Source organism: Flavilitoribacter nigricans DSM 23189 = NBRC 102662 (assembly GCF_002646595.1).
GTDB lineage: Bacteria > Bacteroidota > Bacteroidia > Chitinophagales > Saprospiraceae > Flavilitoribacter > Flavilitoribacter nigricans.
Map to the genome: position 1 here is coordinate 1 of NZ_PDUD01000045.1, position 21,399 is coordinate 21,399.

The following is a 21,399-nucleotide window of genomic DNA, read 5'->3' on the forward strand; positions in this document are numbered from 1 at the left end:
TAATAAAATGTTTACCCCGAAAATAGGCAAATGTGCCTAGATTCGGGGTATTTTATTTGCCTTTTCCTAAGCTAATTTATTGAAAGTTAATCACCTAGAATTTACAGGGATGGCCTACTGTAACGCTGGCTTCCAGTCGGCCGGTGACTTTCGCGGTAGTGAATTATCCGACTTCCAGTCGGATTAACGAGCGGGTTGATGGGATATACATAAGAAAAGCGGCTGGGAAAAATTCCCAGCCGCTTTTCTTATGTATTAATCCGACTGGAAGTCGGATTTACGGCGGATCAACGGGTGCTCCGGATCAATTCGATGTAACCACTTAGCTCTTCCTCCAGCGGCACGATTCCATCTACCGTTTGGGCAAATACCCGGCAGGTATAATAGTAGGTACCATCGGCCAGTTGTTCGCCCCGTAGGTTATCACCGTTCCAGTTCAGGCTCGGATCACTGGTCTCGTAAACGACCTGCCCCCAGCGGTTGAAGACCTTGAACTCTACTTCCGCTACAAAACAGTAGGGATACGGTACAAATACATCGTTCTGCCCGTCCCCGTTCGGGGTGAATGCGTTCGGCAGATCGTAGATCGGGCAGTTCTCCACGCAGACGATATTACTCCGTTGGCTTTCGTTGCCCAGCCCGTCCAGAGCGGTAACTGCGTAGCAACCGGCAATACTTTCACCCGGCTGATGATCGAAGAAATTGTCGTTTGCGTCATTGGTCATGCCGATCAGCGTGAATTCTCCGTCCTGAGTGGGGGAATAATAGATATTGTAGCTGGCTACGTCATCCGTATCCTCGCAGGTCTCGTTCGGATTGGTCCAGTCCAGTTGATTGACTAGCAGGTCGATCTGCGTACAATCCACATTGTCATCACAAATATCATCTACGACCAGTTCCGGCGGGCAGGGAGGTACATTGTCAAATGGCGTTTGACAGGCGATCTGGGAATGGTTGATCAGTGGGCTCGGCACTCCGTCTACCCGGTAGGAGCCGCTGCTGCGGATCTTGTAGCAATACTCCTGTCCGTTGGTCAGTCCTTCATCGCGGTAATTCTGGGCCGACACCGTAGCCAGTTCCTCAAACTCGCCCTGATCGTTCTGCCGCAGAATGGTATATTCATCATTTTCCCAGGGAACCATTTCCGACCAGGATAACACATTGGCCTCATCGGTCGGGGCCACCGTCAGGAATACGGAAGATGCCGGGTTGGTGGATCCGAGCGGCACGTTTCCACCGCCTACGTAGAAATTGATCTTGTAGGTATACGCTTCGGCGAGGGTGTTGAGTCCCATATCCGTAAAACACGTATCATTTGCTCCGGCGAAGGTTTCACTGGTAAAGGAAATATTAATCGGGAAAAAGTCAGCATCATCCTCCGTGATCCCTGTGGCGCGCAGCACTTCGTAGGTATAGGGTCCGGGGTTCATCACCGTATCCAGGTCTTCGGCTTTCGGTTTGGTCCAACACACCCCAATCGTTCCTTCCGAAGCGGAAGTCGTTTCCACATCGACCTTCGTGATCAGCGGAATATCCCGGTTGAGTTGAACGCATACCTCGTCCGAGGGCAGGCTCTCCACCAGATTGTAAATGTAATTCCCGGTTTCCGTTATCCTCGAGAACTGCGCCGTTACCCGATAACAGTAATTACGCCCTCGTTCTACCTGATCGTCGAGGAAGTAATATCGACCATCTACAATAGTGGGTGTAGGATCGAAATTGAGTTGGGTATAGCCAATGAGTTCCGGCGCACAGGTGTCGATCGGCGGTGGGTTGCCACCTTCCCGGCGCCAGACGATGAATCCGCGGAATCCGTCATCCAAAGTCATATCACAAACGTAGGGATTGTCCCAGAACAGTTCTACCTGCCCCGATCCGGCCTCAACGTCCAGGTTTTCCGGCGGCGGTCCGATCACTTTTATCCGCAGGGTTTTCAGAGTCGCCAGCCCAGTCGTATCTCCAAACCAGTTATCCACGCCCCGGAAGACGACCGAGTAGTATTGATCGGAAATGTGTTCACACTGCGTTTCCCAGCGGAACGTCTTGGTCAACGGATCGGCCTGGAAAGAATTATCGTTCGGCAGGAAAGTAGCCGGACTGATGTCCACTTCGAAGGGTCCACCCAGCGCGGTAAGACGCACGAGTTGTTTATCTTCAAAAGCCGGAGCCGTCACCGTTACCGGCAATTCGATCACTTCACCGGCGATCACACAGATCTCATCGTAGGCCGTTTCCACGATCGGCGGCTGGTTCGCACAATCCTCGATGAGGATCTGCATGTCCCGCACGACCGTATCAATGGGTTCACCGTCGCGGTGGGACACAATGATCATGGCCAGGTTATATTCGCCCGGTTTCTGGGGGGCATTCCAGACGATATCCCCCGTGACTTCATCGATGGTGATCTGATTATTACTCCCGCTGTTGATCATATTCGGGAAGAAGTAGTTCGGAACTACCTGCCCGACCTCCTGCAGGGGTGTGATAAAGTGATAGGAAAGACTATCACCGTCCACATCGTAAGCGTTAGGGTTATGGGTAAAGATCTGCCCGACACAACCGATATCTATCGGAGGCTGTAAGAGCACCGGCGTATCGTTACACCCCTGAAACTGGGGGTTCGGGATGGTATACGTCGTTTGTATATGGAACCGGATCTGTTCCGAGTTCGGGAAATTCACATTGAGAATGCCTCCGTTCCGGTTGGGGTCCGTCATCGAGATCACGTAAGTACCACGCGCAGCGTAGGTATGTTCCGCAATGTAAATGTTGAATTTGGTATCGTTTTCCAGCAGTTCGCCATCGGGCGGATTACCCGGGCCGTTATTCCGCAGTACCCGCTGGCAGTTGCCGTCGCCCCAGCAAATGGTGAGCGTATCCCGGTCGGCGGGTCGGCTACTGGCCTTGGTGTAGGTAATGATCGTCGCTTCAATGGTGAGGCTCTGGGTACAATCTCCCACCTGCCGCACCGAGATCTGTCCCGCGCGGTTGTGCGTAGCCAAAGCTACCTGGCTCGCCAGAAGAATGATAAAAGCACTTAGGAGATAGCGTAGCATGTAATTGTTCTCAAACATAGTATCTGGATATAGTAGGTAAACGCAGATACCTACTCGTGGTTTGTATCGTTAGTAAACTATTTTTTTCAGCAGCTGCCGGAATTTATGGTTCAGGGGCTTTACCGGCCGTTTTCGACCCGAAGACCCGTGGGGATTTACCCGGGCAGCACTTACAGTCCCGGTCAGGGGGGACTCCAGAATTTGAATCGGCGTGTTACAACTAGTTTGGTGTAAATATCAGGTATACGAGTACCAATTTAACTATTTCAACAATAGAGAACCATAAAAAGATGGGCCAAACGGTAAAATGTGCGTGTAACCGACGAAAAATGCAAATCAATTGGTCCATCTATCGGCCCCTTTACAATAACTTAAACCAAGCGTATTATGATTTATGATTCCCCTGCTTATTTTTGCCCGATTAATTTTAGCTATCTAACTGAAGAGAAAACTTCATGAAAAAAATATTCCTTGTGGCCATTATCGGCCTTTTTGCATTCAGCGCCTGCCAGAGATCAGGTTCCGTTGCGTCCAGTTCCGTGGCCGCCAATCGTTCCCAATCCCCGAAAAACGTCATCCTGCTGGTCGGTGACGGCATGGGGCTGACGCAGGTGTCGACCAGTTTTTATTTCCAGGATAAGCCTTCCAACTTTTTGCGCTTTAAACATATCGGTCTACACCAGAATACGCCGACCAACGCCAAGATCACGGATTCCGCCTCCGGAGCTACGGCCTTCTCCACCGGTTACAAATCCTTTAACGGAGCGATCGGTGTGGATGGTGATTCGATCTCCCGCGGCACCATTCTGGAATACGCCGCCCGGGCCGGAAAAAGCACCGGACTCGTAGCTACCTCTTCGATCACCCACGCCACCCCGGCTTCCTTTTTCGCCCACGTACCGAGCCGCAACCAGCACGAAGATATCGCTATGGCTATGGCCGAACACCCGATAGATTTTGCAGCCGGCGGTGGGATCAAGTTTTTCCACAATCGCACGGATTCCAAGGATCTGCTGGCTACGCTCTCCTCCAAGGGCGTGGTAGTGGACACCACCAAACTGGGTGAGCACTATACGGCTTCCAAGCCCTATGTGGCTTTCCTCGCGGCCGACGGTATGCCGCCGATGACCGATGGCCGGGGAAAATTCCTACCCAAAGCTTCGGAAATGGCGATTGAACACCTCAATCAGAATGATAAAGGCTTTTTCCTGATGATCGAAGGTTCCCAGATCGACTGGGGTGGCCACGCCAATGACGGCACCTACATCATTGAGGAAATGAAAGACTTTGACGAAACGATCGGACGGGTAATGGATTTTGCGGAGAAAGATGGAAATACCCTCGTGGTGATCACCGCTGACCACGAGACCGGTGGTCTGGCGCTTTCTTCGCTCACTACTTTCGGCCGCAGTGACTACGGTCAGCTGAATCCGACCTTTTCTACCGGGGGGCATACGGCAGCCCTGATCCCCGTATTTGCCTACGGCCCCGGAGCGGACCGCTTTATGGGGATCTACCAGAATAATGACATTTATGGCAAGATGATGGAGGGATTTGTGAAAGAAACGCCGGGTCAGTAATGTCCCGGGCTTTGGGACGTTACTTCCGTGGACGGGTGCCCTCGCGGGTTATTGCCCGATAGCGGCCAGACAACGTCCCAAAGCCTCCCTCCAGTACGGGATCTCCAGCTGAAAGGTCTTTTTGATCCTGGTTTTGTTCAATACGCTGTAGTGGGGCCGCTCTACCGGACTGGGAAACTCGTGGGATTCCACCGCGTGGACGGTGCACTCCAAACCGCTTAATTCGAAAATGGCAAGGGCAAAGTCGTACCAGCTGCAAACACCTTCATTGCTGAAATTGAAGATACCGGCCATATCCTCCCCACTTACGGTTCCCTGCCGCCAGGCTTGCAACATCTGCAGGCTGGCCGCCGCCAGATCCGGCGCGTAGGTCGGCGTGCCGATCTGATCCGACACCACCTTTAATTCATCCCGCTCGCTACCCAGACGCAACATCGTCCGGACGAAATTGTGCCCCATACTGGCGTACACCCAGGAGGTCCGGATCACCGTAGTACCGGCGTGCGCCGCGAGGGCCGCCCGCTCTCCTTCCAGTTTGGTTACGGCGTAAACCCCTTTCGGAGCGGTCGCATCCGTTTCCCGAAAGGGAATTCCCCGCTCGGTATGATAGACGTAATCGCTGGAATAATGGAATAATGGAATGGCTTTCCGGCTGCAATAGCGAGCCAGGTGTTCCACGGCATCGACATTGATCTGCCGGGCCAGAGCTTCATCCTCTTCGGCCTGATTAACGTTGGTATAAGCGGCACAGTTGATCAGAACGTCCGGTTGCGAGGCCTCCAGCCACTGATCTACGGTGGATAAATCACTGAGATCGGCGATGGAACGATCCGCAAAATGGAATTGCCACTGAGGATAGGCGCCGGTAAGGGACTTAAACGACTGACCCAACTGGCCACCGGCCCCGGTAATACAGATATTCATGGTTTAAATTTATTGGAGGACATCAGTTGCTACACCCGGTGGGCTCCCAGATCGGGCCAGGTCCGGTCCCGCTCGGTCAGGATCGCCTTTTCCAGGTCAATTTCCCAGTCAATCTCCAGGGCCGGATCATCGTAGCGCAGGCCACCTTCGTGTTCCTTCGAGTAATAGTTGTCGCACTTGTAACAGAAGATCGCCTCTTCGCTCAGTACGGCATAACCGTGGGCAAAGCCCCGCGGAACGAACAACTGCTTTTTATTCGCGGCACTCAGCCGGATACTGAAATGACGGCCGTAGGTAGCCGAGTTTTTCCGGATATCCACCACAACATCCAGTACCTCTCCCAGCACTACCCGCACCAGCTTGGCCTGGGTGTACGGCGGCACCTGGTAGTGTAGTCCGCGCAAGATGCCGAAAGTAGACTTCGCTTCGTTATCCTGGATAAAATCCGTAGTGATCCCCGCTTCCGCAAAGATTTTCCGTTGGTAGGATTCGAAGAAATAGCCCCGATCATCGGTAAATACCCGGGGTTCGAAAACCATCAATCCGGAAAAATCAGTAGAGAGAAATGGCATGAAAACAATTTTTATTGGTTGAAACTCAAATGCGGTATACGGGGGGTACCGGACCAATGAGGACCTGATCCAATGAATATCGAACCTTATTTTTGGCGGAAAAATATGCCGATAGGCACGCCGGTAAAATCAAATTTCTTCCGCAGCTGATTTTCCAGGTAGTTTTTATAAGGCTCCCGGATGTGCTTGGGGTGATTGCAGAAGAAGGCAAAGGCCGGATAGTAGGTCGGCAACTGCGTCACGAACTTGATCTTGATCAGCCGACCCCGGTAAGCGGGCGGCGGGCGGCGCTCGATGGCCTCCAGCATGAATTCGTTCAACTCGCTGGTCTTGATCTTGCGTTCCCGGTTCTCGTGTACCTGCAGGGCAGCATCGATCGCCTGAAAGATCCGCTGCTTTTCCAGCACGGAGATAAACAGGATCGGCACATCGTTGAAAGGAGCGATCTTTTTGCGCATCTCCTGCTCCATGTCCCGGGCGGTATTGGTTTCCTTTTCCAACAGATCCCACTTGTTGACCAGTAGCACGATGCCTTTATTACGCCGTTGGGCCAGGCGCAGGATGTTCATATCCTGGGATTCGATACCCGTCTGGGCGTCGATCATGATGATACAGACATCAGCTTCTTCCACGGCCTTGATCGCCCGCATTACGGAATAGAACTCCAGGTTTTCGTGTACCTTGGATTTTTTCCGCAACCCGGCGGTATCGATCAGCAGGAATTCCTTGCCGAACTTGGAATATTTGGAGTGAATGGAATCGCGGGTGGTACCGGCGATATCCGTTACGATGTTGCGTTCTTCGCCCAGCAGGGCATTGGTGAAAGAGGATTTTCCGACATTTGGCTGGCCGAGGATGGCAATCTTCGGCAATTGATTCGGTTCCGGTTCTTCTTCTTCCGGCAGTTTTTCCACTACCAGGTCCAGCAATTCACCGCTACCGCTACCGGTCATGGAAGACAGGAAGAAGGTCTCTTCAAAACCCAGTCCCCAAAACTCATTGGCTTCCATTTGCCGTTCGGCATTATCCACTTTATTGACCGCGAGTAATACCGGTTTTTCGGTACGGCGCAGCATATCGGCGATCTCTTCGTCGAGATCCGTAATGCCGGTAGTCACATCCACCATAAAGATGATCACCGCCGCTTCGTCGATCGCGATGTTCACCTGGTCCCGGATCGCCGCTTCAAAGATATCATCCGAGCCCTTTACAAAACCTCCGGTATCGATAACCGTAAAGGTTTTACCGTTCCAAAAACTGCTTCCATATTGCCGGTCGCGGGTTACGCCACTGATATCGTCAATAATGGCCTGGCGTTCTCCGATGAGTCGATTGTACAAGGTACTTTTTCCCACGTTCGGGCGCCCCACGATGGCTACTATATTATTCATTGAAAATTACTGTCTGTTTGTTGCCGCAAAAATAGGGAAATACTTACTAATAAGGTAGGCCGGGCCCGACCGATACCCGGCAGCGGGAATATTATCGCTGCGGGCCGGCTCAGATGGCCACATTTTCATTGCTACCTACTGATAGCCAAAGGACTGGAGAGAGCGGTCATCATCCCGCCAGTTCTCTTTCACCTTTACGTAGAGTTCGAGGAAGACTTTGCGCTCCAAAAAGGTCTCCAGGGCTTTCCGGGCTTCGATGCCCAGCTTCTTGATCGCATCACCGCGCTTGCCGATGATGATGGCCTTCTGACTGCGCCGCATGACATAGATGAGGGCCCGGATGCGCGCGAGATCCTCGCCGCTGTTGGTCGTGGAATCCTCAAAACTCTCGATCGCTACTTCCACCGAATAGGGGATCTCCTGCTCGTACTGTTCCAGTATCTTTTCGCGGATGATCTCGGTGGTGAAGAAACGTTCGGGCCGGTCGGTAAACTGATCCTTGGGATAGTATACCGGACCTTCCGGCAGGTATTTCACGATGTGCTCCAGCAGGCGTTCCGTATTGGTGTGATGCAGCGCGGAAATGGGAAATATCTCGGTAAAATCAATCCGGTCTTTCCAGTCTTCGATCAACTTGAGGATCTCTTCCGGAGAGGCCTGGTCGATCTTATTGATGATCAGGAAAACGGGAGCTTTAACATTTTTCAGTTTTTCGATGGTGGCATCATCCGGATCGTATTTCTCGTGTACTTCCGTCACCAGCAGCATCAGGTCCCCGTCTTCGAAAGTGGATTGCACAAAGCGGTTCATCGCGTGGTGCATCTGGTAAGAAGGGTCTTCGACGATACCCGGCGTATCGGAAAGGATGATCTGGTAATCATCCGAGTTGACGATACCGATGATCCGATGCCGGGTGGTTTGGGGTTTATTGGTAATGATCGACATCCGCTCCCCCACCAAAGCATTGGTCAGGGTAGACTTGCCTACGTTGGGTCTGCCGATGATATTTACAAATCCGGATTTATGCATGTTTTAACTTAGCGTTTCCGCAAAGGTAAGCAGTTTATTCAGATCCGGCGCAGATTCCAGGTCCAGCTTGTGTTCTTTGATATAAGCCTCCAGTTCCTTTTTGTGCCCCAGGAGTTTGATCAGGGTCTTTTTATTCGGTTTGATGGTCTTCAATTCCCCGTTCTGCATGAGGTAATAATCTACCTTGGGAAAAAACCGTTTGAACTCCACGGTCTGTCCCACATTCTGGACTGTCTTCTCGGAAACGATCGCCCGAAAATCCCGGAACACCACCATCGTACTGCCCGAATAGATCAGATTCACGAAGTGATCCCGGAAGCGGGGGTGGAAACTCGCCTGAAAGACCAGCTTTTCATCCGCATTGTCGACCTTTTCGCCATCTTCGTTCACTTCGAATTCGATCCGCATAAACCGGTCATTAGCCAGCCGGATGAATTTATCACCCTGTCGCACCTCAAATTCGCCGGTATAGATATTGTAGCGCGTCGGCATATTGGGCACGCGCTTCATTTCTTTGGTGAGCAGATCCGCCGGATGCCATTCGTCACCGAACAGATAGGGCGAATCCTTAATATCCGGATATCGTTCTTCGTTGACATCCAGACCGTTGACAAAAATGAGATCTTCGGATTGAGCGCTCAGGTTGGTGGCCAAAATGACCAGAATGAACCAGTAAGTATATTTCATAATATTGGATTGATTATTTCGGTTGGGCGGACGTTAGGATACGTCAATCCTAATTTTCAGAACCCCACATCCTCTCAATACAACCGCTTCGTTGTTGTCTGCAATAACCCTTCAATCGCCTCGTAGATCGTTTTTGGTTTCTGCGGCCGCCAGTTGATATCGCTGAACGGGCCACCGAAATTGATAAACGACTGCAGGCGGGTATCCTGCATTTCCTCTTCCACGTGGGGCAGTGTATTCAGCAGGCAGACCCAGCCGTCCTCATCGCGGATATCCTCGTACCATTCTTCGTAGTAGCTGTCGTCGTCACCGTGGAAATTCAGTACATTTTCGCAGACCAGGATAAACTTGTAGATCTCTTCCTGGATCAGTGCATCGATGATCTCCCGCTTGAGGAACATAATGTCGTTGTGTAAACAGTCGTTCCATTCCCCGATCAGTTCCAGGATGGCGTACTGCTCGATATAATCGACAAAAATGATCTTCAGATACAGTGTAGCCGATCCGAAGCTGTCCCATTGAGGATGAATATAGTAATTATAGACTTTCTGGCTGAATTGAAATTCGTCGTATTGACGACCGAAGAAGGGAGAACGGGCATCTTCTTCCGCAGTATACTCGTCTCGCCATAGATAGTGTGGCTCAATATCGTGCATAATCTTAGTCCTTCATTTTTATTTTCACCGAAGGATCGTACGAAATTACGACCTTTACGGATATGTTATCAGTTAAAAAAATAGTGATCACCGGGCCGGAATCCAGCGGAAAATCGACCCTGAGTCAGCAACTGGCCGCGCACTACTGCACGCAGTGGGTACCCGAATTTGCCCGCAGCTATCTGGAGCAGCTAGACCGACCTTATCGTCAGGAAGATCTTTTGGAGATCGCCCGGGGGCAAGCGGCTATGGAAGATCGGAAAAAACTGGAAGCTTCGCAATACCTCTTTTGCGATACCGGACTGGAAGTGATAAAAATCTGGTCTTTATTCAAATACGGGACCGTCGACCAACGTATTGAAGACCTGCTGGCGAACCGGTCCTACGATTTCTTCCTCCTCTGCAAACCCGACCTGGAATGGACGCCTGATCCACTAAGAGAAACACCTAATTCGGAAGATCGTTGGCGGCTTTTTGAACTTTATCGGCAGGAGATCGAAGAATTGGACGTACCCTTTGCAGAGATCGGCGGCCAGGAGAGCAGGCGACTGCAGCTGGCGATCGCGGCGGTGCATGAGCAGTTTGTCGTTCGTACCTGATGGATTGGCTATAAAGCCGGATAAGCAGTATATGGCCGGATGAGTCAGGTTCCTCCTTCCTACCTATTTTGTTACTGTAATTACGATTGAAAAAATTTTCAGACCTTAACCATCCTCCCCCACCGGAACGGCCTGCGCTTCTGCTTTCACGAAATATTTGACATACAACAGCACCAAAATCGGTACCAGGATCATGCCCGTGAGAAAGTTCAGCAAGGAGGTCGTATCCGTCAATTCTTCTGCTCTCTGCAACACCAGCAGCAGTTCGCCCAGCGGACCTTTGGAAAAGACGGTATTGTAAAAGAAATTCCAGCCCAGATGAAATCCGAACGGCAGCATAATGGATCTGGTCTTGGCGAAAGCCCAGGCCCAGGCGTATCCCATCAGGCCGGTCCCGATGAATATCAGGATCATCGCTACGATATTACCTAAAATACCGAAGGAAAACCAGTGATATATACCGAAAGCTATGGCCGAGATCAGAATGCTCTTTGCCGTACCGATCCTCCGGATCAGAATATACAGCAGCGCTCCGCGAAAAATCAGTTCCTCCGTCAGGACCGACCGGACGTCCCACCAGAATGAACGGGCAATCGTGGCTCCGGAAATATTTTCATTCAGTACCCAGATGCCGGACCGCAGGAATGCTTCCAGATACTGGGCCATGATGCACAGCAGACCGGTAATTAGAAATCCGGTCAGAAACTGCCGGATCCGTTTAGTGACCGGCAACAGGCCCAGGGCTAGAATGTGTTGCTTTTCAAAGAAGTAAAGTAATAGCCAGGAAATGGCTATCGCTACTAAAATTCCAATCATTTAGTGTATAAGTTTTAGGTGGCAGACTTCCATTCACTTCCTCTCCGCCCGAATCCGCTCATTCTTTTGGAACAAAGGGGCATCCGCATCGCTCATTTTCCACAAATCCGCACGCTGGTCCCGATCGCCCTTAAGATACACATCAAAAAAACTTTTGATGAATGTAAACCAGAAATTGTGCTGGGCAACTACTTTTTCGGGCAATTCGGGTAGTGCGATCATGTTGCCCGTCAAAGGCGCATGGCCGAATTCCTGCAACACAAAGGAAAAACGATCGATGCGACTGAGAGAGTCAAAGATGGCCGTATTCAATTGGAGGGATTCATTCGGGGGATCCTCGTGCTGGTGAAATTCGGCAAAAGGCACCTGAATGTTATCCGGATTAAAATAAATGGAATTGCTGACGTATCCGTTGCCGTTGTTCTTTCCATCCCAGCCGTCGATATTGACAATAGCTTCCGCTTCCAGGTTTTTCATCTGATACAGCAGTGTAGACATGCCATCGGCATTCAGGCCCAACAAACCGCTTTGGTCTTCATCCACGAAATCAAAATGACGAAGCATTCCCCGCAGGATCTCGAACGTTCTTATTCTTCGATTGATCGCGATCTGCGGAGATTGCCGGAACAGCCGGGAGGTTTGGGAGAGCAATCCGGTAGAGATCACCACGTATCCGTGACTCGCCAGATATTCGGAGAGGGTACTCATCTTCCACACGCCACCATCGTGACCGGCCAGGATCACCGGAAATTTCCCCCCTACAGGTGGAGCCTCGGGTAAGGCCGCCGTTGCGGTATTGCCGATCGCTTCCAACTGGGCGGCACTCAGTTCAACTTTGAAACCGAATTTGGCAAAACTGGAAAAGATCTCCATAGCATTTTCCCGCTGCTCTGCGGACAGTTCGGCGAAGTCATTCTTTTGGGCGGTTTTGTAAAAGTATGCTTTGAAGCGGCAGGCACGCTCCTGATCCCATTCCGCGTCGGTCGGATACCAGATGGAGATCTGAATGGGAAAAAACCGGTTTTCATTTATAGTTCCGTTCTCGTCGTACTTTGGTCCCGTGGTCCGGCTGGAATCAACGAGTTCAATGGTTTTAAAACCGACATGGTAGCGGCCGGCCTCCATTTCCTGCCAAAGTGGATAAGTATTTTGTCCGAAGCAGAGCGTACCTGGAAAAAGCAATAATAACAGATAGGTGATGGGTAAGTTTTTCATTATTTAGCGGTTAATTTTCAATAATAATATTCCACGCCTGTACACAAGCTGGTACATCTGGAGATCCGGTGCAAACCGCATCGTTCAATAGCTTAGATCTTCAAAATTTTCGAATGAAACAAACTTGCGCAGGTGGGGCGTGCGGAGTGCAAGAGAAGCGGCCGCTGATCAGTATCGGCACTTCGTTTTAGAAATCACCTTCGTTAAAATAAACAGGAACAAGCAGAATGTACTACCTATCAAATTCCCGACCAGCTTTATTTCGAAAAAAGTCGATTAGCTTGCATAAATTTTCGTTGATCTCATGATCGGAATTCCATTCGATCTTCTTGTCTCCAAATTCGAGCCGGCAGAACAATCCATCCAGAGTGATCCCATCCCAGCCGGTCAACGCGAATTCAGCCTCCAGATGTCCTGTGAGTAGATCCATTTCTTTAGCTTCCAATTTTATTTCCCGACGTTTAATCGACAGCCGGTCGAGATTATAGATCCCTTTGTCAAACCGGGCATTATCGTACGCGGCATTCCAGGATAATAGGATCAATTTGCTTCGATCGGGATCGAACTGACTGATTGAAAATGCATGCGTTAGTAGCTGCCCGAGTTCCGTGTACCGGAACCTCAATTCGCCGAAGGATTCACTCCGTGGTCCGGATAGTTCGTGTATGATTTGATCCCAATAGGCGGTCCTGCTGTTTGAAAATCTTTCCATGTATTCTAAGTTGCCGGTGCAAATGATTGTAAATGACGGAATAGCGGCTACTGTATATCTGAAGTAGTCAACGTTTCTTTATTCCTTCCCGGTCCACCTGCAGCAGATATCGTCCTTCGCTTGTTCTCAGTAAGCATTCAATATCCGGGCGGTTGCTGACGAGTTGAAGCATGTAATTTACGGCAGCTTCCCGAGTTGAAAACCTCTTAAATATTTCCCCTACCCTGGTGTGAGTTGCCAGATCGACGGTAAGGATGATCCCGGTAGAGAATTCTGCATGGGCCACTAAAAACTCAGTTTTTGACATTTTCTGCTTTTCAGGATGGGTACTAATGACCATGGGGCCAATACTCAAGTTAAGGAAAAACCTGCTTAATCCGAATCCACTTTTGTTTCCACAAGTACTCCCGACAAACCGCCCCCAGGTCCCTCCAATTTCTTTTCGACTTCCACATCCCAAAATTCCTGTGTATCTTTGCGGCCACTTTAAGGGGTGCTACCCGTGGTGATGATTTGATAATTCGATAGTGTGTTGATTTGATGTGAAAAGCCTTAAGATCATAAACTGATGAGCAGGCGTTTGTTTCCACCTCATTCTTTCCCTCTCATTTATCATTCACAACACAGGCGGCTGAGATCATACCCTTTGTTCCGGAGGAGCAACGGAACAGGAACCTGCCCGGGTAATTCCGGGAAGGGAAATCCTACGGCTCCTAGTGGAGAACATGATTTTACGGTATTCGGTATCCTAGTATTCAGCTTTCGGTAAAAACCTACCGTCAACCGAACGCGCCGTACACCGTCAACCGTGACCTTTCTCCACCTCCGCACAAGGGTGTGGTGATTCAAACAACTTCCAGCGACCCCTGCCGGAAGTATTCGATTCACCCACAATGTCTTTTTTATGTTTCGTTATTTATTTTTCACTTTGTTCCTAAGTCTTTTCGTTGGCCAGCTTGGGGCGCAGGTAGCGATATCCGGCAGGATCACCGATACCGATGGTAGCCCGCTGGTAGGCGCCAATGTCCTGATCGAGGAAACTCAACAAGGCGCCATCACGGATACGGATGGGCAATACCGGCTCAACCGGGTCGATCCGGGCCGGTATACGCTGCAGGTATCCTACGTCGGTTACCAGGGCGAAAGCCAGTCGTTTAGCGTTCCGCAAAACGGTACTGCGGGGATTACGCTGAATTTTCGCCTGGCGGCACAAAGCACTACCCTGCAGGAACTAACCGTTTCCGCCACCCGGGCCGACGCCAAAACGCCCATGACCTACACCAACCTGAACGAGGAAGAACTCCAGGCCAACAACCTGGGCCAGGATGTGCCTTATCTGTTGCGCTGGACGCCCTCCACGGTGGTCACCTCCGACGCCGGCGCGGGCATCGGCTACACGGGTATTCGCATCCGCGGCACCGACCCCACCCGCATCAACGTCACCATCAACGGCATCCCGCTGAATGACGCGGAATCGCAGGGCACTTTCTGGGTAGACCTTCCGGATTTCATCAGTTCCACCAGCGATGTGCAGATCCAGCGGGGTGTAGGTACCTCCACCAATGGTGCCGGGGCATTCGGCGCTACCATCAACCTAAATACCTCCAAAAAACGGGATGATCCCTACTTTCAGACGAATACTTCGATTGGGTCTTTCAACACCCTCAAGGGGAATGTGGAGTTCGGCACGGGGGTGATGCGCAATAAGTTCAGCCTGGACGGACGGCTATCCCGCATCGGCTCGGATGGCTACATCGACCGGGCGCGGGCCGACCTCGACTCCTGGTACTTATCGGGTGCCTACTACGGCGAAAAGAGCATTCTGCGCTTTAATGCTTTCTCCGGCCACGAGGTCACCTATCAGGCCTGGAACGGCGTACCGGCCGACCTCGTCGACGACCGGGAGACGCGGACTTTCAACTCCGCCGGTACGGAAAAAGCGGGCGATCCCTACGACAATGAAGTAGACGACTACCGGCAAACCCACTATCAGTTGCTGTACGATCAGCAACTCGCCGACCAACTGGAACTCAGTCTGGCTTTTCACCTGACGCAGGGGGAAGGTTTCTTCGAGCAGTACAAGGCCGGAGAAGATCTCGAAGATTACGGCCTGGAACCCGTTGGAGAAGTAACTTCGACCGATCTGATCCGCCGCCGCTGGCTGGACAATGACTTTTACGGTACGGTCTACGCCCTGCGGTACACCAGCGACGACGACCGCCTCACCACTACCCTTGGCGGTGGTTATCACATTTACGAGGGCCGTCATTTCGGCGAGGTTATTTGGGCCCGTTTCGCTTCCAACAGCGAAATCCGGGAACCTTATTACGACAATGATGCAGAAAAACGGGATTTCAATATTTATGGGAAGGTCAACTACGAACTATTGCCGGACCTGAATGCCTACGTTGACCTCCAGATGCGCCGGGTGAGCTACGATTTCGTCGGCGTGAATAACCAGGGTGTACCGGTACCCGCCGGAGATGAGATGAGCTTTTTCAATCCCAAGGCCGGTATCTTTTACCAGATCAGTCCGCGCACCGAAGCATACGGTTCTTTTGCCGTGGCCAATCGCGAACCCAACCGCAATGATTATACCGAAAACCCGATCGGCAGCTGGCCTCTGCCCGAGCGCCTGTACAATACGGAGATCGGCCTGAGACATCGCTGGAACAAAGCCGCGCTAGGTGCCAATGTCTACCATATGGATTATCGGGACCAACTAGTACTGAACGGTCAGATCAACGATGTGGGAGAATACATGCGGATCAACGTTCCAAAAAGTTACCGTCTGGGGCTGGAACTGGTCGGTGGATTTGAGGTGAGCCCCAGACTGAACGTCAATGCCAATGTGACCCTCAGCCGGAACAAGGTGGACAACTACACCGAATACGTCGATGCCTACGATGCGGATTTCAACTGGCTGGAGCAACAGACCATCCGCCGGGAGGATACCGACCTGGCTTTTTCTCCTTCCGTAATTGCCGGCGGTGATATAAATTTCCAGGTATTACCGGAGGGCGGAGACCACCAGCTCGCCCTTAGCCTGCTGGGCAAATACGTCGGTAAACAGTACATCGATAATTCATCCGATGAAAATAATGTGCTGGATGCTTACTGGTTCAGTGATTTCCGTCTGCAATACCGCTGGAAGACGAGCTTTTTCAAAGAGATCGGACTAACGTTTCTGGTACAGAACGTATTCGATCAGCTCTACGAGACCAACGCCTGGTCTTATCGCTACAACTATGACGGAACGGATCTGGTGGATCAGGGACTATATCCGCAGGCGGGCAGGAATTATCTCCTGGGGCTGACCATCGGCTTCTGATAAACTTTCACAGGTCATTAGTAAGCCAACGGAGCGAAGGACGCCGGCTATTTTGAAAATGGCCGGCGTCTTTTCTTTTAATCGGTAGGTAATGTCTTGCGCGTCCGGGAAATCTAGAAATTATAGGTGATCCCGAGGCGGTAATCCAAGGGAGACTCGAAGGAATTACCCGGCTGGTTGACGTGATACATCAACAGCGCTTCAAAGGCGATCGGTCCGCCGCTTCCGGCATTGTAACCGCCGCCGATATAAAATGCCCCCCGCTCAAAACGGGATACAGAGAGGTCCGAATTGAAGATCGGTTCGTTCTCCAGGTTATATTCCAACTGTGCGAAAAAGGTCGGGAAAGGCCGAATACGACCAAATACCCCAACCGCCCAACTTGTGGTATTGACCTTGTCGACATTACCACCACCGTAATTGACGCGGTAATTGTAGTACAGGAGCGAAGCCCGTGGGCCTACCGAAATAATATCATTGAATTTGAAGCCGACCATGGGCGCCAGTCCGAACTGAAACAGAGACGTAAAACCGTTGCCGTTGAATCCCAGGGTAAAGTGGCTACCGTACCAGAGACGGTGTCCGATATTGCCGCTTTCATCAAAGTACTCATCGGTATCGCGTTTGCTCTGAGCCGAAACTTCCATCATGCTGCCGCAAAGGGCCAGCACAAAAATTAAGGTAAGGATCTTCTTCATTATTGGATGTTTTGTGCAAATATAGGCTGATGCTCATTTTATAAATGCGCATACCGGCCTGAATTGTAGGTTTTAAACCTTTTTTAACTACATTTTGCCCAAAATGGAAGGATAGCCGCGAAAGGGTGGATCGTTTTTTGAGGCCTTCCACCCGCGGTATTCCTCTAAGCCTTTTTCCGTCAAAAACGGGACCAGGCCACTCACCATCAGGTCCGCATAAAAGTGGAACATCCGATCCCCGAATTCATCAAAATGGACCAACGCATCCGACAACCAGGCATCGGAAAATATGATGGTCTGAATGATGAACCGGTCATAAAGGCCGGCCACCCGCTCTTCCTGCATGATCCCGTTGGCGATCATCTGATCAGCGAACATACGGAATTGTAATTGCCGCATGGCCACCAATTGCCGAAAATGATCTTTCACCTGCCGGTTTTTCCGGGTGACGGTCACAAAATCCAGCAGCAAAAAGCGGTAATCCCACATGACCCGGTAGTTTTTCACCGTTTGCTCGTAAAACCACTGTGTACTCAGTTTATGGGGCTGGAATTCCTGAATAGAAGCACTCAGCGCCTCCACCAGTTCCATGTACAGTTCGTAAACAATGGTGTCTACATTTTTAAAATGGTAGGTCAGATTGCCCGGACTGATCCCCACTGCATCGGCAATACTGCGGATACTCACCCGGTCGAATCCCTGCTCATTCAGTTGTCGTTTCGCTTCCCGTATTATTTTATCTCTGGTTTTCATCGATACGGCAAATATACTCGTCGAAATTCACTTTTAGTACACTTGTACTATTTTTCCATTTTTAGTACATTTGTACTAAAATTACAAAATCCTGGCTAAATGAATGAAGAACACCACAATAGCGAGCCGCCGGGCGCGGACCCGTCCGCCAAAATGATGGACTGGACCGGCAAAAAATACCGAAACTTCATGGATTACGTTGCTTTTCGCGACGACGATCCGACCTGGATGCTGGGCTACAAACTGGTCCTGCGCTTTTTCGGTATACTTTTTATTATTATTCTTTCGCCCTTTCTGATCCTCGGCCTGGCCATTGCGTTTATGGCCGTGTTTTAGATCGATAAACGTTTACACCCTTTTCCTTTAAGGCCCCGTGGCAAAAGCGCTGTGGGGCTTTATTTTGGAAATATCAATAGCCTTTCATCACCCAATAAGCACTCCCTTCCAATGTGGATCCATCCAATGTACCTGCTTGCCGGCACGATTTTCATCGCGCATCAACTGCTGCAAAAGGCCTGGCAGATTAGCATTCCCCTGGCCGATCAGTATCTGGACCCGCTGCTCTGCATGCCACTCCTGCTGGGCATCTGGCAGTGGGAAAAGAAATTACTGTTCCGGCACCAGATCACCACCGGAGAGATCTGGTTACTCACCCTATTGCTGAGCCTGCTCTTTGAGATCGGCTTCCCGCTACTCTCCCCCAACTTCACGGCCGACTGGCGGGACGCCCTCCTCTATTTCGCCGGAGCGTTCCTCTTCCTAACTTTTCGCACCAAAACCTCCAACTAAAAGACTGCCCACCCACTCTCCCACATTCAAACATTCATACGTTTCCACCTTCACACGTTTAAACATTTAAACGTCTAAACGTTCATCGAATTTGCCCCTAGGCTAGCCGAGAAAAGATCGATCTGTGGCGTTAAAGGAGTATTTTATAATTCTGAATTAACGTAATTTACAGTCCAATTCAGGCAGTATTCCAGCTATGGATCGCCTGTAGGCTAAACACCATTTAAATACTACGATCATGACTACGCGCTTGCAAACGGCTCTCGCCCGCCGGGAGCAACTGAAAAAAACCAAAGCTCACCTGCAGGAGTTGGATCAGCGCCTGGAGCAGATACAATTGACCGTGGGCGAGATCAACGAACAGATCGACCGTAACGCTTCTCCTTTACAAACCATTGCTATGGCTATCGGCCGGACGCTGGTCACGGCGGACGGTAACAGCCCGGAAGCTATTGCCGAGAGGGATCACCAGTTGCTGCTGCAGCGCAAAAGACTGCAGGATGAGATGGAGATGCTCCATTTTGAAAAGGAGATCCTGGAAGAGCAATTAAGTAGCCTGCCCGAAGTGGAGCGCGAGATCGAGCACCTCAAATCAGTACGGGAATCCCAACTGTTGCATTGCTCCGACGAGCAGAGTGAGCTTTTGCGCGACGTGTATCGCCGCCAGAGTGATCTACACGATTTCCGGCAGCAGATACAGCTCGTGGTGATCAGCGGCAGCCGGGCCAGTGCCCAGTTGTTGACGCTGGCCCATCAGTTGCAAAAACTGGCGGAAGCCGGTGGCCTGTATCTGGAAACCTATATAACGGAAAACGGTGACACCTTTGCGACCTATGATTATTTAGACCGCTTAAAATCAAAAGTCATCAATGTCGGTCAGTTGTTCCCGAAGTACGATGCCGACGTCTTCGAGTTGTATCGACTGTCCCGGGCGCGCCTGCCGGAGGCCCCCGAGCGTTTTTTCCGTTTCGGTCCGGCTTATTTCAACAGCTTACTCTACCGTGGTGAAATGCAGAACGACTTTCATCCGATCTATCTCGAACTGATCGAGCTGTGGCGGAGAGTGAATGCTTCCGTTACGCAGTTTAAGAATATGATCCGGCAGATCCAGCATCAGATCGATTACCTGGATACAAAAAAGGATCAGCTTTTGGAGAACGTTTAAGGTGCGATGGATATCTTTGGTGGTTCCTAATTACCAAATCCAAATTATTCATGCACCACTTCTTTCGAACTTTGGTCTTACTTTTTGCTTTCACCTCCTTTCAGAGCGCCTTTGCCCAAATGCCCGCCATTCTCTCCCTGCAGCAACAGGGAGAAGTGCGGGATCGCTGGTTGCAGGAACGGGTAGCCACCGTCCTGCCGGAGATCATGCGACGCGAAGGGATCGACATGTGGATCCTGATCTCCCGCGAATACAACGAGGATCCCGTACTAAAAACCATGTTGCCTTCCTTCTGGCTATCCGCCCGCCGCACCACCATGCTCGTGATCTACGACAACGGCGAGGAACTCGAAACACTGGCCTGCGCCCGCTATGATGTGGGTGAGGTATTCAAAAAAGCCTGGGACAAAGAACAGCAGCCCGATCAGTGGCAGCGACTGGCCGAGATCATTGCCGAACGGCAACCCCGCAAGATCGGGGTCAATCGTTCGGAACACTTCGGCCTGGCCGACGGCATCTCTTCCTATCATTACGATCAATTGCGGGAAGTCCTACCGGAAACTTACACGGACCGGCTGGTCTCCGCCGAGCGACTGGCTATCGGTTGGCTGGAAAGCCGGACACCCGATGAAATGGCGGTTTACCAACAGATCGTGCGCATTGCCCATCAGATCATCGCCGAAGGGTTTTCCGACGCCGTGATTCAACCGGGCGTCACCACTACTGACGAAGTGGTCTGGTGGTACCGGGAGCGCATCCGCGAACTCGGGCTCGTCACCTGGTTCCACCCTACCGTTGATATCCAGCGAGCCGATCCGGAATCCTTTGATCACCTGCGCGCTTTTTCCAAACGCCCGGACCAGCAGGTGATCCAGCCCGGAGATCTGCTCCACGTCGATTTTGGGATCACTTACCTGGGCCTCAATACGGATACCCAGGAGAACGCTTATGTGCTCCGGCCGGGTGAGACCGAAGCGCCGGATTATATTCAGGATGCTTTCCGGAAAGGTTTGCGTCTCATGGATATCCTCACCGGCGAGTATAAAGCCGGTCGCAGCGGAAATGAAGTACTCGCAAGTGCGCTGAAAAAAGCCAAAGCGGAGGGACTTCAGCCGACTATCTATACCCACCCCATCGGTTTTCACGGTCATGCTGCCGGCCCGACCATCGGTCTCTGGGACCAGCAGGGCGGTGTGCCGCACAAGGGCGATTATCCGCTTTTTCACAACACGGCCTACTCCATTGAGCTGAATACCGCCGTCGAGATCCCGCAGTGGAAAAAGACCATCCGCATGATGATGGAGGAAGATGCCTACTTCGATGAAACGGGCGTCCGCTATATCGACGGACGGCAGACCGAGTTGTTCCTGATCCCCCGGCAATCCCCCTATTTGGGTAAATAACCGACAGCCGGCCGGGAGCTCCG

Annotated in this window: 19 protein-coding genes; 7 read left to right on the forward strand and 12 right to left on the reverse strand. The window is 51.2% G+C overall.

Annotated features, from left to right (window positions below; all coding sequences use genetic code 11):
* Positions 1 to 287: 287 nt before the first annotated feature.
* Positions 288 to 3,074, reverse strand: a complete 2,787-nt coding sequence (locus CRP01_RS33795; RefSeq protein WP_099154509.1) for a gliding motility-associated C-terminal domain-containing protein — start codon at positions 3,072 to 3,074, stop codon at positions 288 to 290.
* 437 nt (positions 3,075 to 3,511) lie between these two features.
* Between CRP01_RS33795 and CRP01_RS33800 the strand changes: the two genes are divergently transcribed.
* Entirely contained in the window at positions 3,512 to 4,636 is a 1,125-nt protein-coding gene (locus tag CRP01_RS33800) for an alkaline phosphatase (protein WP_099154510.1), read from the forward strand.
* A 48-nt stretch (positions 4,637 to 4,684) separates the two neighbouring features.
* On the opposite strand, the gene rfbD is transcribed toward CRP01_RS33800, so the two are convergent.
* The 6 genes from rfbD to CRP01_RS33830 form a co-directional block, all read right to left on the reverse strand.
* Positions 4,685 to 5,560 (reverse strand): dTDP-4-dehydrorhamnose reductase, encoded by an 876-nt coding sequence (rfbD, locus tag CRP01_RS33805; protein ID WP_099154511.1) that lies wholly within the window; start codon positions 5,558 to 5,560, stop codon positions 4,685 to 4,687.
* Between the two features lie 29 nt (positions 5,561 to 5,589).
* The gene (gene rfbC / locus CRP01_RS33810; protein WP_099154512.1) at positions 5,590 to 6,132 is read right to left on the reverse strand and encodes a dTDP-4-dehydrorhamnose 3,5-epimerase; all 543 of its coding nucleotides are present in this window, start codon (positions 6,130 to 6,132) and stop codon (positions 5,590 to 5,592) included.
* 86 nt (positions 6,133 to 6,218) lie between these two features.
* Complete coding sequence (gene der, locus CRP01_RS33815; protein ID WP_099154513.1) at positions 6,219 to 7,523, reverse strand: ribosome biogenesis GTPase Der; 1,305 nt, start codon at positions 7,521 to 7,523, stop codon at positions 6,219 to 6,221.
* Between the two features lie 135 nt (positions 7,524 to 7,658).
* A complete protein-coding gene (gene era / locus CRP01_RS33820) occupies positions 7,659 to 8,552 on the reverse strand; it encodes a GTPase Era (RefSeq protein ID WP_099154514.1) in 894 nt (297 codons plus the stop codon).
* 3 nt (positions 8,553 to 8,555) lie between these two features.
* The gene (locus CRP01_RS33825; protein WP_099154515.1) at positions 8,556 to 9,239 is read right to left on the reverse strand and encodes a hypothetical protein; all 684 of its coding nucleotides are present in this window, start codon (positions 9,237 to 9,239) and stop codon (positions 8,556 to 8,558) included.
* Between the two features lie 74 nt (positions 9,240 to 9,313).
* Complete coding sequence (locus CRP01_RS33830) at positions 9,314 to 9,895, reverse strand: hypothetical protein (protein ID WP_099154516.1); 582 nt, start codon at positions 9,893 to 9,895, stop codon at positions 9,314 to 9,316.
* Positions 9,896 to 9,957: 62 nt separating this feature from the next.
* Between CRP01_RS33830 and CRP01_RS33835 the strand changes: the two genes are divergently transcribed.
* Positions 9,958 to 10,494, forward strand: a complete 537-nt coding sequence (locus CRP01_RS33835) for an AAA family ATPase (RefSeq protein ID WP_099154517.1) — start codon at positions 9,958 to 9,960, stop codon at positions 10,492 to 10,494.
* 105 nt (positions 10,495 to 10,599) lie between these two features.
* Here the strand turns inward: CRP01_RS33835 and CRP01_RS33840 are convergent, their stop codons facing one another.
* From CRP01_RS33840 to CRP01_RS33850, 3 genes are all read right to left on the reverse strand, one after another.
* Positions 10,600 to 11,310, reverse strand: coding sequence for a CPBP family intramembrane glutamic endopeptidase (locus CRP01_RS33840; protein WP_099154518.1), 711 nt, complete (start codon positions 11,308 to 11,310; stop codon positions 10,600 to 10,602).
* Between the two features lie 33 nt (positions 11,311 to 11,343).
* Complete coding sequence (locus CRP01_RS33845) at positions 11,344 to 12,525, reverse strand: hypothetical protein (protein ID WP_099154519.1); 1,182 nt, start codon at positions 12,523 to 12,525, stop codon at positions 11,344 to 11,346.
* A 232-nt stretch (positions 12,526 to 12,757) separates the two neighbouring features.
* Complete coding sequence (locus CRP01_RS33850; protein ID WP_099154520.1) at positions 12,758 to 13,237, reverse strand: hypothetical protein; 480 nt, start codon at positions 13,235 to 13,237, stop codon at positions 12,758 to 12,760.
* A gap of 904 nt (positions 13,238 to 14,141) precedes the next feature.
* On the opposite strand from CRP01_RS33850, the gene CRP01_RS33860 reads away from it, so the two are divergent.
* A complete protein-coding gene (locus tag CRP01_RS33860) occupies positions 14,142 to 16,568 on the forward strand; it encodes a TonB-dependent receptor (protein ID WP_099154522.1) in 2,427 nt (808 codons plus the stop codon).
* 113 nt (positions 16,569 to 16,681) lie between these two features.
* On the opposite strand, the gene CRP01_RS33865 is transcribed toward CRP01_RS33860, so the two are convergent.
* Both CRP01_RS33865 and CRP01_RS33870 read right to left on the reverse strand, forming a co-directional pair.
* Positions 16,682 to 17,266 carry a hypothetical protein gene (locus CRP01_RS33865; RefSeq protein ID WP_099154523.1) on the reverse strand — a complete coding sequence of 195 codons (585 nt, stop codon included), beginning with the start codon at positions 17,264 to 17,266 and terminating at the stop codon, positions 16,682 to 16,684.
* Between the two features lie 87 nt (positions 17,267 to 17,353).
* A complete protein-coding gene (locus CRP01_RS33870) occupies positions 17,354 to 18,019 on the reverse strand; it encodes a TetR/AcrR family transcriptional regulator (protein ID WP_099154524.1) in 666 nt (221 codons plus the stop codon).
* Positions 18,020 to 18,118: 99 nt separating this feature from the next.
* On the opposite strand from CRP01_RS33870, the gene CRP01_RS33875 reads away from it, so the two are divergent.
* The 4 genes from CRP01_RS33875 to CRP01_RS33890 all read left to right on the forward strand — a co-directional run bounded on the left by CRP01_RS33875 (position 18,119) and on the right by CRP01_RS33890 (position 21,376).
* Positions 18,119 to 18,355, forward strand: coding sequence for a hypothetical protein (locus CRP01_RS33875; protein WP_099154525.1), 237 nt, complete (start codon positions 18,119 to 18,121; stop codon positions 18,353 to 18,355).
* A 111-nt stretch (positions 18,356 to 18,466) separates the two neighbouring features.
* Positions 18,467 to 18,808 carry a hypothetical protein gene (locus tag CRP01_RS33880; RefSeq protein WP_143473656.1) on the forward strand — a complete coding sequence of 114 codons (342 nt, stop codon included), beginning with the start codon at positions 18,467 to 18,469 and terminating at the stop codon, positions 18,806 to 18,808.
* A gap of 238 nt (positions 18,809 to 19,046) precedes the next feature.
* The gene (locus tag CRP01_RS33885; protein WP_099154527.1) at positions 19,047 to 19,973 is read left to right on the forward strand and encodes a hypothetical protein; all 927 of its coding nucleotides are present in this window, start codon (positions 19,047 to 19,049) and stop codon (positions 19,971 to 19,973) included.
* 50 nt (positions 19,974 to 20,023) lie between these two features.
* Positions 20,024 to 21,376, forward strand: coding sequence for a M24 family metallopeptidase (locus CRP01_RS33890; protein ID WP_099154528.1), 1,353 nt, complete (start codon positions 20,024 to 20,026; stop codon positions 21,374 to 21,376).
* Positions 21,377 to 21,399: the final 23 nt, after the last annotated feature.